The 15,842-nt window shown below is 43.7% G+C and carries 11 protein-coding genes; 2 read left to right on the plus strand and 9 right to left on the minus strand.

Annotated features, from left to right (window positions below; genetic code table 11):
• Positions 1-180: 180 nt before the first annotated feature.
• From G500_RS0100825 to G500_RS0100855, 6 genes are all read right to left on the minus strand, one after another.
• Entirely contained in the window at positions 181-966 is a 786-nt protein-coding gene (locus G500_RS0100825; RefSeq protein WP_035755895.1) for a hypothetical protein, read from the minus strand.
• Positions 967-984: 18 nt separating this feature from the next.
• Complete coding sequence (locus tag G500_RS0100830; RefSeq protein WP_027001217.1) at positions 985-2,040, minus strand: DUF4848 domain-containing protein; 1,056 nt, start codon at positions 2,038-2,040, stop codon at positions 985-987.
• 241 nt (positions 2,041-2,281) lie between these two features.
• Positions 2,282-2,719, minus strand: coding sequence for a hypothetical protein (locus G500_RS0100840; RefSeq protein ID WP_161626053.1), 438 nt, complete (start codon positions 2,717-2,719; stop codon positions 2,282-2,284).
• A gap of 69 nt (positions 2,720-2,788) precedes the next feature.
• On the minus strand, positions 2,789-4,183 hold the full coding sequence (locus G500_RS21845) for a caspase family protein (protein WP_161626054.1): 1,395 nt from the start codon (positions 4,181-4,183) through the stop codon (positions 2,789-2,791).
• A 134-nt stretch (positions 4,184-4,317) separates the two neighbouring features.
• On the minus strand, positions 4,318-4,953 hold the full coding sequence (locus G500_RS0100850; protein WP_027001219.1) for a flavin reductase family protein: 636 nt from the start codon (positions 4,951-4,953) through the stop codon (positions 4,318-4,320).
• 44 nt (positions 4,954-4,997) lie between these two features.
• Positions 4,998-5,435, minus strand: a complete 438-nt coding sequence (locus G500_RS0100855) for an acyl-CoA thioesterase (RefSeq protein ID WP_027001220.1) — start codon at positions 5,433-5,435, stop codon at positions 4,998-5,000.
• 218 nt (positions 5,436-5,653) lie between these two features.
• Here G500_RS0100855 and G500_RS0100865 point away from each other — a divergent pair, with 218 nt between their 5' ends.
• Together G500_RS0100865 and G500_RS0100870 are read left to right on the plus strand one after the other, a co-directional pair.
• Positions 5,654-10,036: an MG2 domain-containing protein gene (locus tag G500_RS0100865; protein ID WP_027001221.1), complete on the plus strand. Its 4,383-nt coding sequence runs from the start codon at positions 5,654-5,656 to the stop codon at positions 10,034-10,036.
• Between the two features lie 106 nt (positions 10,037-10,142).
• Positions 10,143-10,745 (plus strand): Uma2 family endonuclease, encoded by a 603-nt coding sequence (locus G500_RS0100870; protein WP_035755900.1) that lies wholly within the window; start codon positions 10,143-10,145, stop codon positions 10,743-10,745.
• Between the two features lie 212 nt (positions 10,746-10,957).
• Here G500_RS0100870 and G500_RS0100875 read toward each other — a convergent pair whose 3' ends face one another.
• The 3 genes from G500_RS0100875 to odhB form a co-directional block, all read right to left on the minus strand.
• Positions 10,958-11,548: a YceI family protein gene (locus G500_RS0100875; protein ID WP_027001223.1), complete on the minus strand. Its 591-nt coding sequence runs from the start codon at positions 11,546-11,548 to the stop codon at positions 10,958-10,960.
• A 304-nt stretch (positions 11,549-11,852) separates the two neighbouring features.
• Entirely contained in the window at positions 11,853-14,036 is a 2,184-nt protein-coding gene (gene recQ, locus G500_RS0100885; protein WP_027001224.1) for a DNA helicase RecQ, read from the minus strand.
• A gap of 228 nt (positions 14,037-14,264) precedes the next feature.
• Positions 14,265-15,773, minus strand: a complete 1,509-nt coding sequence (gene odhB / locus G500_RS0100890) for a 2-oxoglutarate dehydrogenase complex dihydrolipoyllysine-residue succinyltransferase (RefSeq protein WP_027001225.1) — start codon at positions 15,771-15,773, stop codon at positions 14,265-14,267.
• Positions 15,774-15,842 lie beyond the last annotated feature (69 nt).

Consider the following 15,842-nt stretch of genomic DNA (forward strand, 5'->3'; position numbering starts at 1 on the left):
TATTATTCTGATATTAAAAAAAAGGTACATTTTACTCCGCTCAATGGTATCCCATAGGCGAAAGTAAAAGATTTGCATTTCTAAAAGAAAAGGCAATAGCTATTTTAGCTTTCTTACGAAAAACTTACATGAAAACACCCCACCTGCGGTAGGTAGGGTGTTGAGATAGATACAAAAAACTTACTTCCACATAATTTGATAACAAAGACTACCATAGATAGCGAACCTATCTAAATTGTGCTGAAGACGACCTTCTAAGCGTGATAATTCCACAATTTGAGGAGCTTCAAACCACGTAGTTCCCTCTGCCATATTTTTCAAACCATGCAGGTAGGTCTGATGCACGCCAAATGAAAAAGGAGAGTTTTGGAAGTGATATTCCAAACTCAAACCTACCTCTAAACCCAAAGACCAATTCTTCTGATTTTGTATCGGAATAGCTCCCTGCGACTGCACAAAACCTTGATGGGAATTAAAGATAAGTTCCGTAAAAGAAGTGTAGCGGTGCGGATAATAAGTAGCAAAAGCCTGACTCCAAACGCCATATCCACTCATATTTACCCCTTTTTTAAGTAAACTGATTCCTACTTTTGGGTTTAAAGCCCACTTTCCCTTTCTCAGCCAAATTACCCTTTCTATTTGAAGAGGCAATATCCAAATGCGTCCCAAGTTTACTCTCAATTCAGGATTGTCAATCCTGTTATTGGCAATTTGAAAATCACAACGACTTAAATACTCACTCCTATTTAAGCCGACATGAAAGCGATAGGAAGGCAGTTTGGGAAAAATCAAATAAACACGTGCGCCTATAAATTTCCCTGCAACAAGTGGCGTTCTCAAATAATTTTGGTCGCTTTGGCTTCGCGTAATACCAAAATTTGCGCCTCCTTCCATAGCCACTCCTACCACTTGCCCTTGTAGGGAAAAGCTGAATAAGCAGAATAAGAAGCTGAATAATGTTTTCATGTTTGGAGAAACTTAGAACTAATCTACGTGAGAGCAAAAAGTGTTACCGCGCCCTTGTGCGGAAAATTGCCCATTAACAGATATTATGCGAGTCCAGTGATACCCTGTTCCAGATTTCTTATAAGGTTCTTCATAAATCTCTGCCTTGAGATTGTTCATAGTATTGTGACTAAAATTAAGTTGAACGCCTACCATACCAAATAGGTCATTAATGTAAACTGCGCCATAGATTTGCAAATGGTGAGTTCTCTTCTTATTCCAACCAATTATAGGAGATTTGATTTTGTTGGTCGCACGAATAAAGACCTTTCGCTCATGCGCCTGAGCAGTTGGATGATGGACGTGATTGGCACGGACTTCACCTTCTACTTTTTCACTACCTATGCTTTCTCCATTGGAAGTATTAACGCAGGCACCTTCTTGCACACGACCATCTCGGCTTGAGGTCATAATGACTCTCGATACAAAAATGCCCTTTTCTTCATCTGTTTCTGTAGCACTGATAAGCAAGTCAATTTTAGCAAGGTCGCCATCAATAAGTACCTTATACATGTCTTGATGGTACATTCTTATTTCTTTTCCTACCTGCACCAAGTTGCTTGTATTAAGAACTTTGCCATATTTGAAAAAAGGAAGTGCCACATTCATATCAAAAGTTTTATCGTCATTGAAAGAAAAAAGCTCTTTATGTGTTTCTACAAAGGGTGCGTAGATTTTATTAGAGGCAATTAGCTCTCTGATTTGTTCGGGGCTTGCTTGCTCAAATTGGGCGCAATAGCTTTCTTGCTCGTCTATGGCTTGCTCATAGATGCTATTCAAGGAGGTAAAACCTATCGATTTTTCCCAAGTTTCAATTTCTGTTCGAGGCATTTGGTGCAATTTTTCCGTTAAATTTGAAAAGATAGAGTCGTCTTTGAAGACAAGCCACCCTTGCGGAGAGAGAAAAACATCTTCTTGGCGAAGGCTTTTTTCAGCGTTTGAAGGTAGTGCTATTTCCTCTGGCGAGCAACTCACAAAAAGAAATGTGAGAAGAAACATCAGGCTAATGCCTTGGATTTGAGATTTGAGATTCATGGTTATATGAATTTTAAGTTGTGAAGAATAAAATATCTTACTTGTGTAAGATGCTGCAAAAGTAGCCATAAAAAATATACGCTCCAAATATTTTTTTTATTTTTATCTTAGAAAAATGCAGTTTTTAGAAAAAGGCGTTTTCGTTTTTCGTATATAAAAATTGATACCCATAAAAAAAACACCCCACCTGCGGTAGGTAGGGTGTGTATCTTTCATAAAATTGTAGTAAAAGTATTTACTTTTATTTTTTCTGCGTCAGACTATCCAAAATAGGATAAAAACGACTTTCTAAGACTAAATCGAGCGGCTTTTTGAGCAAATCCTTTTCCGAACTAACGACAAAACTCTTAGGGCAATCCGCCTTCGAAATCACAAGACCGACAAATTTTTTCTTTTTGGAAAAGCAAATGCCATACTGCGCCTGCATAGGACAGCTTTTTTTCTGCTCCAATTCAAATTGTGTCGTATCGGATAGCAAAAGGCGCAACGTATCAAAGAGCGAATCGGCAGGCGTATATCGCTCCAAGATGCGGAAATCGGCAAAATAGGCTTCCGACTTTTGCTGCTCCTTCGGGTGCGTCGGGGTTTCTTCGAGTAGGAAGACTTCCACCTTGTCGGCTTCTTTGAGTAGGGCTTCCTGCTTGCCCCAAACGGGGTGTGTAGGCGAAGACAAGTTCATAGAAAAAAGGAAAAAAAGCGATAAAAAAAGGAAAGATTGAAGTAATCGAATCATACAAAACGGGGCTTATTAGTTAGAAATTTTAACCTCTGCAATAGGGTTTTGAGGCTTGCAGGTAGCACAAGAATTGATTTTGTACTTGGTATTATTTTGCGTATTCTTGACAATATTATACCAGTTGGGATTCTCTCCGCGCATGTAGCCAATTTCCTCCTTCAAAGCCTGCATAAAACTAAGGGTAAAAAATCCGCCATTGACATTGCACCACGCATATTCGCCCGGTGCGCTTCCGCTCATGATGAGCTTGCCACGCGCCTCCAAAAATAACTTTTTGAGCTTGCTAATTTCAGCTCCTTGATACGAGCGGCTTGCCATAAAGGTAGTGCTGGTATATTGATTGCGCCCAACGTCGGAATTACAACAGTCGGCAAGCAGCAGGGTCAGGCGTGCGCCTTTGGTAGCGAAAAACTGGTCGATGCTCGAAAAGGGCAGTGCCGTTTGTTCGGTTAGGCGTGTGTAGTCGGAAGAGCGCATGTCGAATTGTGGGTAGCGGTCAGTTTGATTTGACCAGCGGAAGCCGTGTCCGCTATAATAAAAGACGATGATGTCGTTTCGCCCTACCTGTATGCCTTGCAAGGTGCTTTCTACTTTGCTGCGCGTGAAATTTTGCCCCGAAATGGTGTACTTTTGGAAAGAAATCCCGATGGCTTTGGCAATTTCGCGAAATTCTGTTTCCATTATTGTACCATCAACCTTACAACTCTGTCCAATATCGGCAATGTCAGTATTGACAACCAAGACAAGGTGCATCTTTGCCTTTTGTGTGTTGCTGCTATTGCTATTATTGCTGCTGTTACTGCTATTCTGATTCGTATTTTGCGAACTATTATTGTTGTTTTGGCTGCTATTGTTTTGGGCAAGTGTCGCGTTGTTTTCGCTGTTCATGCGCAAAAGAGCCTTGTACTGCCGCTCGTCGGTGCGGAAAAATTGCCTCAAATAAGTAGGCGTGAGTTCTTTGGCATCTACTTCGCGATACGATTTGGTTTGGATAACGTTGTTTTCGTTGAAATCGGGGTCGTCGGTTACATAGGGGAGTTGATTGTTGTAGTCCCCCTCCCAAAACCAAAAAAAGTGGTCGGGATTGTAGGTCATGCCGCGCGAAGCACTGGTGATATAGGTAGGATTGCTGCCAATCATCACAAAGAAATTCGTACCATCTTCCTGATACGAAGAAGATTTGTACTTGACATCGACGACGTGATACGTCCCCTGATAGGTGTAGCCGACGCGCATATAAGCGTCTTCTTCATTGAAATAAACCAAAAAACCTTTATAGGTAACGCGTGCTGCCTGAAAGGTTACTTCATAGAGCGTCTGCGCCCAAGCAGTTTGGAAGGTGAGGGAAAGCCAGAAAAAGATTCCCAATAGCCCCCATCGAAACCCCGATTTGGAGATTGTTTTCATAGAAATTTGCATGTTTAGAACAAAATTTTTAGCAAAAAAATAAAAGCCAAACACCGCAGTGCTTGGCTCTTTTGCTCAAAAATGATACCTTGTTTTGTAGGCACACACAAAAGCGCGATTTTGTTTTTTGTTTTCTAAACTTCTTTGAGTGGCTGATAGGGCTTGGCATAGCTCAATCGTGCAATTTTTTGGGTCTTGTGGTAGCTATCGAGTCCCGAAGAAGTGAGGCTACCCGCTTGTTCTAAATCCACAAAACCATCTATGCCGACATACTGCTGCGCCACAAAGACCTCTTGAATAGAGCCAATGACCAAAATTGTCCCATTGATAAGAAGTTCGTGTTTTTCTTCTAATTTTAGCCCTATTTGTACCTGCGATTCGGCAACAAAGGGCGCGGCAAAGTCTGCCTTCCATTCAGGGGTAAGCCCAACGGCTTCAAATTCAGACACTTCTTTTGCATAACGCGCCGCCGTTTGGTGTGCCTTTTGGTAGAAATCGGCTGTTACGTGATTGAGGGTATAATAGCCGACCTGCTCGATGTTTTCGAGCGTATGGCGGGGCGAAACATCAGGGCGCACTATCATACCAATAAGGGCAGGATTTGCGCCTAAATGAAATATCTGACTAAAAACGGCTAAGTTCGTTTGTTGGGCAGCATCTACCGTACCGACCAAAGCCAAACTTTTAAAGCCTGTCAGCGAATTGATGAAATTGGTACGGAAGCGGCTCTCCAAATCTACAATTTGGGAAAGAGAGTAACGTTGGCGCATCTTGGGTTTGTTTTTTTGTGCAAACCCTTTCGAGTAGGAAAAAGTTATGCCATTTGCCACCTATTTTTAAGTTCCTCTGGAATGGGCGCAACTTTTCGCAACGCATAATCGAAAGAAAGAATACCCGTTTTGGCACGCAAGACCTCTTTCTGACTCTTGCGCTCTATGATTTGATAGTATAAATCGTAGCCGACGCGCGAAATTTCACCCAAAAAAATCTTGATAAGCAGACTATCTCCATAAAAACCCTCTGCCAAATATTGCAGGGCAGCGTCTGCCATAATAATCCCCACTGTGGTATCGCCGAAGTGAAGTTCGCTTTTATAGCCTGCCTGCAAAAGGCATTGCAGACGCGCTTCGTGCAGGTAGGATAGGAAAGTATCATTTCCGACGTGTCCGCCGTAATTGAGGTCGGTGACGCGCACCGCTATTTCTGTTTCAAAGATTTGCTTTTCGGGTAGTTCTATTTTGATACGTGCCATACATTTGAAAAAAAGAAGGATAAGGCACAAAGATAAAAAAACGGCGCGTATTTTTTCTGCCAAAACAGCTTTTGCTGCTGCAAAGTAAAAAAACAAACGCACTTATAGGGCTTTTATGGAAACGCGCTTTTTTTGCATCAAAGGAATAAAAGTAGTATCTTGCTTGGCTTGTATCTATTTTTTGGTTCTCCTATTTTGAGCCTAAAATTTTACTCCTTATGAAAAAAACATTATTTATTTTACCTATTTTATCACTACTCTTTATGGCTTCTTTTTGGTCGTTTCGATTTTTAGATGATAATTGGATAGAAAAACTATCCCAAAAGCTATCTCAATTCACGCAGGAGCGCAATGCCGAGCGCGTTTATTTGCATTTCGATAAGCCTTTCTACAAACCTTCCGAAACGATATGGTTTCAGGCTTATGTGCAGAACGAAACCACTTTGCGCCCTTCTACACAGTCCGAAATTCTGCACGTAGAACTAATAGACCCCAAAGGCAATGTAGCCAAAAAGTTGCACCTTATTTTAAAGGAAGGCACTGCCAGCGGCGATTTTGAGTTGGAAGAAAATGCAGCAGGCGGCTTATACAAAGTTCGCGCCTATACACAATGGCAGGAGAATTTTCCCCAGACCCTCATTTTTGAAAAAGAGATGCAGGTGCAAAAGGTCATCTTGCCGCGTCTAAAAATGAAGTTGCAGTTTGAAAAGGAGGCTTATGGTGCAGCAGACCTTGTAGAAGCGACCCTAACCTTAGAAGACTTGAAAAACCAAGCCCTTGAAAATCAGCAAGTAAAGGCGCAGATTTTATTAGAAAATGACTTGTTTTTAGAAAAATCTTTCACCACCGACGCAGCAGGAAAAGCCCAAGTAGCCTTTCAGCTTCCTGCCAAATTGGAAAGCAACGACGGTTTGCTCAATATAAAATTTGCCTATCAGGGGCAGACCGAATCTATCTCACGCGCCATTCCTATCAAACTCAATCGCTTCACACTCGAATTTTTGCCCGAAGGTGGCGAAATGATTGCTGATTTTGAAAATAAAATCGCCTTTCTTGCCAAAGACGAATACGGAAAGGCAGCAGATTTGGCGGGTGAAATTATAGACACAAAAGGTGCAGTTGTGGCTACCTTCGAAAGCTACCACAAGGGAATGGGCGCATTTCTTTTCCGACCCAAAGCAGGCGAAAGATATAGCGCACGCCTGATAAGTCCGCAAAAAGTAGCACAAACCTACCCCCTACCCGAAGTGTTGCCTATCGGCTATGGCTTGCGCTTGGAATATTATCAGCAGGCACAGACCAAACCCAAATCGGAAAACGCCCTTCCCAATTATGACTTTTCAAATCCGAGCAAAAAAATTACCCTCTTTGCACCCAAAGAAGAACGCCTTAGCCTGATAGCACAAATACGTGGCGAGGTAGTCTTTGCAAAAGAATTTTTGGCAGACAAGGGCTATAACCAACTTGATTTTGATACCAAAAAAATGCCCGTAGGCGTAGTGCAGATAACGCTCTTCGATAGCAAAGGCATAGAACGCGCCGAAAGACTCTTTTTCAACCAAAAAGAAAATGAGGGCATGAAGATTCGCCTCGAAACGGATAAAGATTCGTATCAACCACGCGAAAAAGTAACGCTCACCCTTCGCACCACAGATGCCGACGGTATTCCAATCCCTGCCAATGTTTCCCTTTCGGTAGCCGAAGCCAAATTGCTCTCCTTTGCCGACGATAAATCGAGCCACATTCTCTCTTTTTTACTTTTGGAAAGCGACCTACAAGGCGAAATAGAAGACCCCCAATTTTATTTCGACCCAAAAGAAGAAAAAGCCGCCCAAGGGCTTGAATTGCTCACCCTCACACAGGGCTGGCGGAAATTTGAGTGGCAGCAAATAGTAGATGCCAAGACGTTTAGCCCCCAAAAAGCCGCCGAAAAAGCCCTTATTGCAGGAACGGTCTATGAAGCAAACGGAGACCCTGCCAAAGGTAGAAAGGTCTTGATAGAAGGGACAGAAAAAAGTGCCATCACCGACCAAAACGGAAGGTTTAGCTTTGAAGGTATCGCCCTATATGAGCCTATCTCTATCACCGTAGAACCCAAAGAAGGCGCGTATGATAGAAAGCAAATTTCGGAATACAGTACAGATATTGCTTTATATGCCTATCAAATGAAAGTTTTTAAGAGTAGGGCAGTGCAAAGAGAAGGGCGCATCTTCAAAAAAGGCAACAAAGAAAAAGCCGAAGAAATGGACTGGATGGGCGGCGCAGACATACCCGAAATTGAAGCCGAAGCCGCACCGCTTGACCTACCACAAATGGCAGCAGTAGCCAAGCCTATGATGGCGGCAGAAAAGCCTCTTTTGGAAGCCGCACAGGAAGCCGAAGAAGCCTTCTTTGAGGTCTTAGACGACGAATTTTGGGACGGCGATTTGATAGACAAGAAAAAAGACGAAGCACCTGCCCCTTCGCGCTACTATCGGGCGCGTGTTTTCCCTGCTCCTGATTATAGCCAAAGTCAGGAGGTAGAAGTGCGAAACGATTTTAGAAGCACCATTTTTTGGTCGGGCAATGTTCGCACAGACCAAAAAGGCGTAGCCACTCTCACTTTCTATAATTCTGACGAAATTTCGGCTTTCCAAATCACTTGCGAAGGCGTAGGCATAGAAGGCAGTGTGGGCAGAGCGCAAAAGAGCTATTTTACCCAAAAACCTTTGAGCTTAGATATCAAAGTGCCACTCTTTATGGCAATGGGCGATAAGATTGAAATTCCGCTTAGTTTGGCAAATAGTACAAAAAAAGACATCAAAGGCAAGCTCAATTTGAAACTGCCTACTGCATGGAAACCGCTCAACGAAAAACTTTTGCAGCAAGAACTAACCCTAAAAGCAGGCGAAACGCAGACGATTTTCCTACCTTTTGAAGTCTTGAATGTGATGGGCAAAGATACTTTTGCGCTTGCCTTCGAGTCGGAAAAATACAGAGATGCCTTCGAGCAGGAAGTCTTTATCAATGGCAAAGGCTTTCCTTCGGCGGTTTCGTTTTCGGCGCAGGAGGTAGAAAAAAGCTACACTTTTTCGATTCTCAACCCTGTGGAAGGGACGCTTCGCGCCGATTTTTCGGCTTATCCTTCGCCGCTTTCGGATATGTTGGCAGGTATAGAATCTATTTTGCGCGAACCTTATGGCTGTTTCGAGCAAACGTCTTCTTCTACCTATCCCAATATTTTGGTTTTGGAGTACCTACAAGACAATGGCGTTACACAAGGCGAAGTAGTAACAAGGGCGCAAAATTTGATAGAACAAGGCTACAAGCGTTTGGTGAGCTATGAAACCAAAGACAAGGGCTACGAATGGTTTGGCTCGAATCCGCCACACGAAGCACTGACGGCTTATGGTCTGATGGAATTTCGCGATATGCAGGGCGTAATGGAAAAAGTAGTAGAAGAAGCGATGGTCAAACGCACAGCCGATTGGCTTTTGAGCCGAAAAGATGGCAAAGGCGGTTTCCTTCGCAACGACAAAGCTCTCGATTCTTTTGGCAGAGCCGACAAAGAAATTACAGACGCTTATATCGTCTATTCACTCACAGAGGCAGGTTTTAGTGCCAATCTAACCGCCGAAATTGAAGGCGTGTATCAAAATGCCACCACCAGCCAAGACCCCTATCAAATGGCACTTTTAGCCAATATTTTATACAATACCAAAGACAAACGCGCCGAGGAGGTCTTGAAAAATTTGCTCAAAATGCAAACCGAAAAAGGCGCGTGGGAAGGCAAAAAACACTCCATTACCGTTTCTACGGGAAATGGATTGCACATCGAAACCACTTCCTTAGCACTTTTGGCAGCCTTGAAAGCAGACCAAAAAGCCGCCTTAGCGATACAAAATGGCGCAAAATTCCTTATCGGCTCGCGCAACTATGGCGGTTTTGGCAATACGCAAAGTACCGTTTTGGCTCTAAAAGCCCTAACCGAATTTGCTAAGTTTGCTAAAAAAGCGCAGGAAGATGGCACTATCGAAATTTGGGTAGCAGGCAAAAAAGTAGCTACCAAATCCTACCAAAAAGGAGAAGAAAACCAAATCTTGATAGCAAACTTAGAAAAGCACCTACAAAAAGGCGAAAACACGCTATCGGTAAAATTTGTGGGGGTAAAAAATGCCCTGCCCTACACGCTCTCGATTCGGTACAATAGCACCCTGCCGCAAAGTAGCCCCCAATGCGAAATAGAACTGCAAACAAAATTAGCCAAAGGCAAAACACAGGTAGGTGAAACGGTGCGCCTTTCCGCTACCATTTCCAACAAAACCAAAGAAGGAAAAGCCATGACAGTCGCAATTTTGGGTATCGCAGGGGGGCTTTCGCCACAACCTTGGCAACTCAAAAAATTGCAAGAAGAGGGCAAGTACGATTTCTATGAAGTGCGCGAAAATAGCGTCATTCTCTATTATCGTCAGATGAAGCCCAAAGAAGTCAGAACCGTAGAACTCGACCTAAAAGCCGAAATTGCAGGTTCTTATACGGCAAAAGCCTCGACTGCCTATCTCTATTATACCAACGAACACAAAACTTGGGTAGAAGCCCAAAAAATAGAAGTGGCAAAATAACAACAACCGTCGCCGAGGCTTTTAGCCGTCGGCGAGGTTTTTTTTCTATTTTGGAAAATACCTCGCTGACGGCTTTAGCCTCAGCGACGGTTAAAACATCAGACCCATGAACACAGCCATCACCGACTTTTCACAACTCGACTTAGAAGCCGTTTATACCTATGCCGACTACCTGCGTTGGCGTTTGGAGGAGCGCGTTGAACTCATCAAGGGTAAAATTTTCAAGATGTCGCCTGCCCCCAGTGCCAAGCATCAGCGGCTTTCAGGTAGATTGCATTTTCACATTTTTGGGTATGTAGAATCTAAAAAATGCGAAGTTTTCTCTGCCCCCTTTGATGTGCGCTTGCTCGATAAAGAAAAATCTACGGCAGAAAAAGACATTTATACCGTTGTGCAGCCTGATATTTGCGTCATTTGCGACAAGCAAAAAATAGACGAGCGCGGCTGCCTTGGTGCGCCCGACCTGATTATAGAAATTCTTTCAAAAGGCAACTCAAAAAAAGAAGTCCAGACCAAATTCGAACTCTACCAAGAAAGCGGCGTAAAAGAATATTGGGTAGTTTTTCCCTACGAACAGGTCTTGCAGCAATTTATTTTAGACCCACAAGGGAAATACCAACTTTTGGGCATGTTTTCAGAAGAAGAAACCTTCAAGGCACACATTTTTCCCGATTTAAGCCTAGATTTGACTAAGATTTTTGTAGAATAAAGTTTAAATAAAAAAACCGTCGCCGAGGGCAAGCCCGTCGGCGAGGTTTTTTCCAAAACAGAAAATACCTCGCTGACGGCTGAAAGCCTAAACAACAGTTTTCTTCTTTTTGAAAAAAGACACCTCACGAATGGCTAAAAGCCTAAACAACGGTTTTTTATTTTTGAAAAAACCTCGCGGACGGCTAAAAGCCTCCGCGACGGTTAAAAAGTTTATTTTTTACCTACCAAATTGATTTTCAAGTCAAAATTATCGTAGATAACCTTATCGCCTAAGCTATTGAAGATGCTGCCCGAACCGTACTGCACGCCATAGTCGGTGCGGTCGATGGTAAGTTGGGCAGTGGCGTTGATTTCACCCTCTTGATGCTTGATGACGGCAGGAAATTTGATTTCTTTGGTAACGTCTTTAATGGTTAGGGCGGCGGTTACTTTGTAGTTGTCGCCCCCTTGCCATACTACACTTTTGAGTTCGAGTTTTGAAGTGGGAAACTTCGCCACGCTGAAAAAGTCATCTGATTTGAGGTGTCCAATTAGTTTATCGGCATATTCGCCCTCCAAATCGGTGCAGGTGATGGCGTTCATATCTACGACAAACGAACCACCTACCACTTTTCCATCTTCCACTTTGAAGCTACCGCTTTTGGCTGCAATATAACCTTCGTGAAAGCCTGTAACTTTTTCGCCACGCCAATGAATTTTGGAGGCTTGTGTATCGAGTTTGTACTCTAAGGCTTTGAAAGTAAAGGCAAAAGCCATCAATGCCACTGCCAAAAGGCTGCTAAGAGAGAGGATTTTTTTCATTTTCTAATGGGTTTTAAAAAGCGTTTAAAAAGATTTTTTTCTGTTTTTGGAAAAAGGAGTAAATGAAAGGGAAAGCACTTTCAAATCGTTGTACCTACAATCATTTCAACGGCAAATATAGAGAAAGGTTTGCTTGCGACCAACTTTTTTTCCTTGTTTTTGAAAAAAAAACTCGAAGGGCAGCAAAATCAGACCCAAAAAGAGCCAAAAACGCCTTAAAACGACAAAAAATAGGGTATTTTTTGAAAAAATGCCATTTTGAGATTGCTCATTTTTCAAATCGCTTCAAAAAAAACAACTGTACCTACACACTTTCTTCACCCTGCTGCTGCTGCCAAATGCCACGTTCTATCATCAAAGCGCGTGCAAAGCGAATTTTATCGTAGTCGTATTTGCCTGCAAAATGCTCGAAGGTAGGCGCAAGGCGTATGGGGTCATTGATTTCGAGCATGACCCTGCTAATGGTTTCAAATTCTTGGGGCGTGATAAAATCGTTGTAATCTATATTCAAATGATTTTCTTCTTTGCATTTGATAAAATGTTGGGCAATCGTGCCAACTTTATAGCCTCGTATTTGTGCAATTTGTTCCAAATTTGAACCTGCCGCATAGTAGCGATATGAAAGGATATGCGAAGGAAAAAGGGCTTTTTGTGTATCAGCATCTTGCAATGAGATAGATTCGGCAAGCATTTCCAAAAACAAGCGTCCGTATTTTTGAATTTTTATCTGACTAAACCCTGTAATTTTAGCTACCTCTTCGAGCGTAGCGGGCAGTTCGTTGCTTAGTGCTTGCAGTGTTGCGTCGCCCACCACCATATAAGGGGCAATTCCCTCGCGCTCGGCAAGCATTTGGCGAAATTCTATCAGATTTTCAAACAAAGACTCGGTAAAATATTGGCGCAGGAGCTGTGGTGTAGGTTTTTCGGCTTTGACTCTTGCAATTTTTTGAGCAGGACTTTTTTCTATTTTGTCGGCTTCCACTTGTACTAATTGTACGGTTTTATTTGAAAACAAAACCTCTTTTCCCTTTTCTGTAACCTTCAAGACGCTGCCTTCATCATAGGCAATTTCTATCAGCCCTAAGTGTAAAATTTGTAGGATATAGCGCGTCCAGTTTTCAGAGTTCAAATCTTTGCCTGCACCAAAGGTCTTGATTTTATCATAGCCACGCTTCAAAAGTTCTTGGTTGCGCGAGCCACGCAAGATGTCTATGAGCATGCCCATGCCTACCTTTTGGTCGGTGCGCATCAGGGCAGAAAGGGCTTTTTGTGCCAAAATTGTCCCTTCGATATAGCGCGGCGGATTTTTACAGACATCGCAATTTCCACAATCTTTTTCTAAAAAGTCGCCGAAATAAGCCAATAAAATTTTCCTACGACAGATTCGCGCGTCGGCATATTCCTGCATGCGCTCTAATTTGGCAAGTTGTAATTTTACCTGCCCACTATCGAGGGCAAAATCGCGCAAGACCTTGACATCGCCTAAGCTATAAAAAAGAATGGTATCGCTGGGCAGTCCGTCGCGCCCTGCTCTGCCAATTTCTTGGTAGTAGCCCTCGATATTTTTGGGCAAATTGTAGTGAATGACCCATCTGACGTTGGGTTTATCAATGCCCATTCCAAAGGCAATAGTGGCGCAAATAATAGGCGTGCGGTCGGTGATAAAATTTTCCTGCACCCTATCACGTGCCTGCGCTGCCATGCCTGCATGGTAGTATTCGGCTTTGATGCCTACTTTTTGGAGGCGTTCTGCCGTCTGTTCGGCTTGTTTTCGGCTTAAAGTATAGATGATGCCCGAAGTGCGCGGTCGGCTTTTGATAAAATCGATGATGCGCTCGATGCGTTTGATGGCAGGCTCTACCGAAAGTGAAAGGTTGGGGCGATTAAAAGAAGCTACAAAAAGGGCGGGGTCGGCTAAATCGAGCTGGGCGGTGATGTCCTTGCGCGTAGTTTTATCAGCCGTAGCGGTCAGGGCAATAAAAGGAACGGCAGGAAAATGGCGTTTGAGGGCTTTGAGTTGTGTGTATTCGGGTCGGAAATCGTGTCCCCATTGCGAAATGCAGTGCGCTTCGTCTATGGCAAAAAGACTCACTTTGAGCCGCCGAAGAAGCTGCTGGAATGGCTCACTGACCAATTTTTCAGGCGATACGTACAATAATTTGAGCCTGCCATCGAGGGCATACTGCTCTACGGTTCGCTCTTGTTCGTGTGTCAGATTGCTATGAAGGGCGGCGGCGGCGATACCATTATTGCGCAAAGCCCGCACTTGGTCGCGCATCAGCGCAATCAGGGGCGAAACTACAATACAGACTCCTTCCAATGTAACGGCAGGAATTTGATAACACAGCGACTTGCCACCACCTGTGGGCATCAAGACCAAAACGTCGCGCCGCTGATAAAGGCTTTCGATGATTTCCGCCTGCATAGGACGGAAGGTATCGTAGCCGAAATATTTTTTTAATGCTTGTGTTGCCCTTTCAAGATTCATAGTGGTATGAAAACCGCATCAACTTTTTGGAAAGTTGATGCGGCTTGAAATTGAGGTTGAGAAAATGTATGATAAAAGTGTGCAATATACCCAAATGCAGCCCTGTCGAGTTCGGTGCAAAGCCTTGTATTTTCAAGTTTAGAACAAAATAAAATTTGGCTTCACCCGATTTTATTTCAATCTTACTTCGGACAAGGCAATGCCTTGTCCCTACAAAGGTTGAATCGCTTAAACTTCCAAAAGCAGGCGCGAAGGGTCTTCGATGAGTTCTTTGATGCGATAGAGGAAAGTTACCGATTCTTTTCCATCTACAATTCTATGGTCGTAGGAAAGTGCCACGTACATGATTGGACGAATGACAACTTGCCCATTGATAGCCACAGGACGCTCGACGATATTGTGCATACCCAAAATTGCCGATTGAGGCGCATTGAGGATAGGCGTAGAGAGCATCGAACCAAAGATGCCGCCATTGGTGATGGTAAAAGTGCCGCCCGACATTTCCTCGATGGTGAGTTTTGCGTCGCGTGCCTTTATTGCCAGATTGACAATTTCCTTTTCTATGCCTGCCAAGCTCAAATTTTGCGCATTTCGTACCACAGGCACTACTAAGCCGCGTGGCGAGGAAACGGCAATGCCTACGTCCATGTAGTTGTGGTAGATAATTTCTTCTCCGTCAATTTGCGCATTGATAGCAGGGACTTCTTTGAGTGCCATAGTTACGGCTTTTGTAAAGAAAGACATAAAACCTAAGCCGATTTCGTGTTTTTCTTTGAATTTATCCTTGTATTTTTTGCGCAATTCCATCACTGCCGACATATCAACTTCGTTGAAGGTAGTGAGCATCGCCGTTTGGTTTTTTGCCGCTACCAAACGCTTGGCAATCGTTTTGCGAAGAGTCGTCATTTTTTCGCGCTTAGTGCCACGCTCGCCCTCTGTGGTGGGTGCGCTTTTTGGCGGCGAAGGGGGCTGTGGAGCGGCTGTGGGGGCTGTGCTTGCCGTTTTTTGGGCGTTTAATGCGTCTTCTTTTGTAATTCTACCGCCTACGCCTGTGCCTTTTACTTCTGCCGTATTGATGCCTTTTTCTGCCAAAATCTTAGAAGCGGCAGGCGAGGGGTGTCCTTCGGCAGAGCTATGATTTGCCGCAGGAGTTTGGGTAGTCGCCGCTTGGGGTGCAGTTTTTTGAGGGGCGGCAGCTTGTGAAGTTTGGGCAATTTGGCAAAGCGTATCGCCAATGGCAAGCGTATCGCCTTCTTTTGCGACAAGCGAAATGATGCCGCTGGCTTCGGCTACAATCTCAAAAGAACTTTTATCAGAATCTAAAACGCCTAAGATTTGGTCTAATTCTACCTTATCACCATCAGCGACGTTCCAAGCCGATAGCACCACTTCGGCAATAGACTCGCCTACGGCAGGCACTTGCATGGTCTTGACTTCGCCATTAGAAGCAGCAGTTTCCGCAGGGGCATAGGCAGCCACAGGCGAAGCAGTAGCAGCGGCGGCGGCTTCTTCGATAGTGCAAAGCATATCGCCGATTTTGAGGGTTGTGCCTTGCTCTGCCTTGATGTGCAGTTTTCCTGCGGCTTCGGCTACAATTTCGAAAGTGGTCTTGTCTGATTCGAGTGCGCCAATGACTTCATCGCGCTCCACCAAATCGCCATCTGATTTAAGCCATTCGCCAACAATGACTTCTGCAATAGATTCTCCTACCGCAGGTACATACATTTCTACTGCCATAACTTTTGTGGGTCAAAGGGTTTGAAAAAGTAGATTTCTTTTTTTCCTTCAAAGTTAGAAAATATTTTT

This window comes from Hugenholtzia roseola DSM 9546 (genome assembly GCF_000422585.1).
Classification (GTDB): Bacteria; Bacteroidota; Bacteroidia; order Cytophagales; family Bernardetiaceae; genus Hugenholtzia; species Hugenholtzia roseola.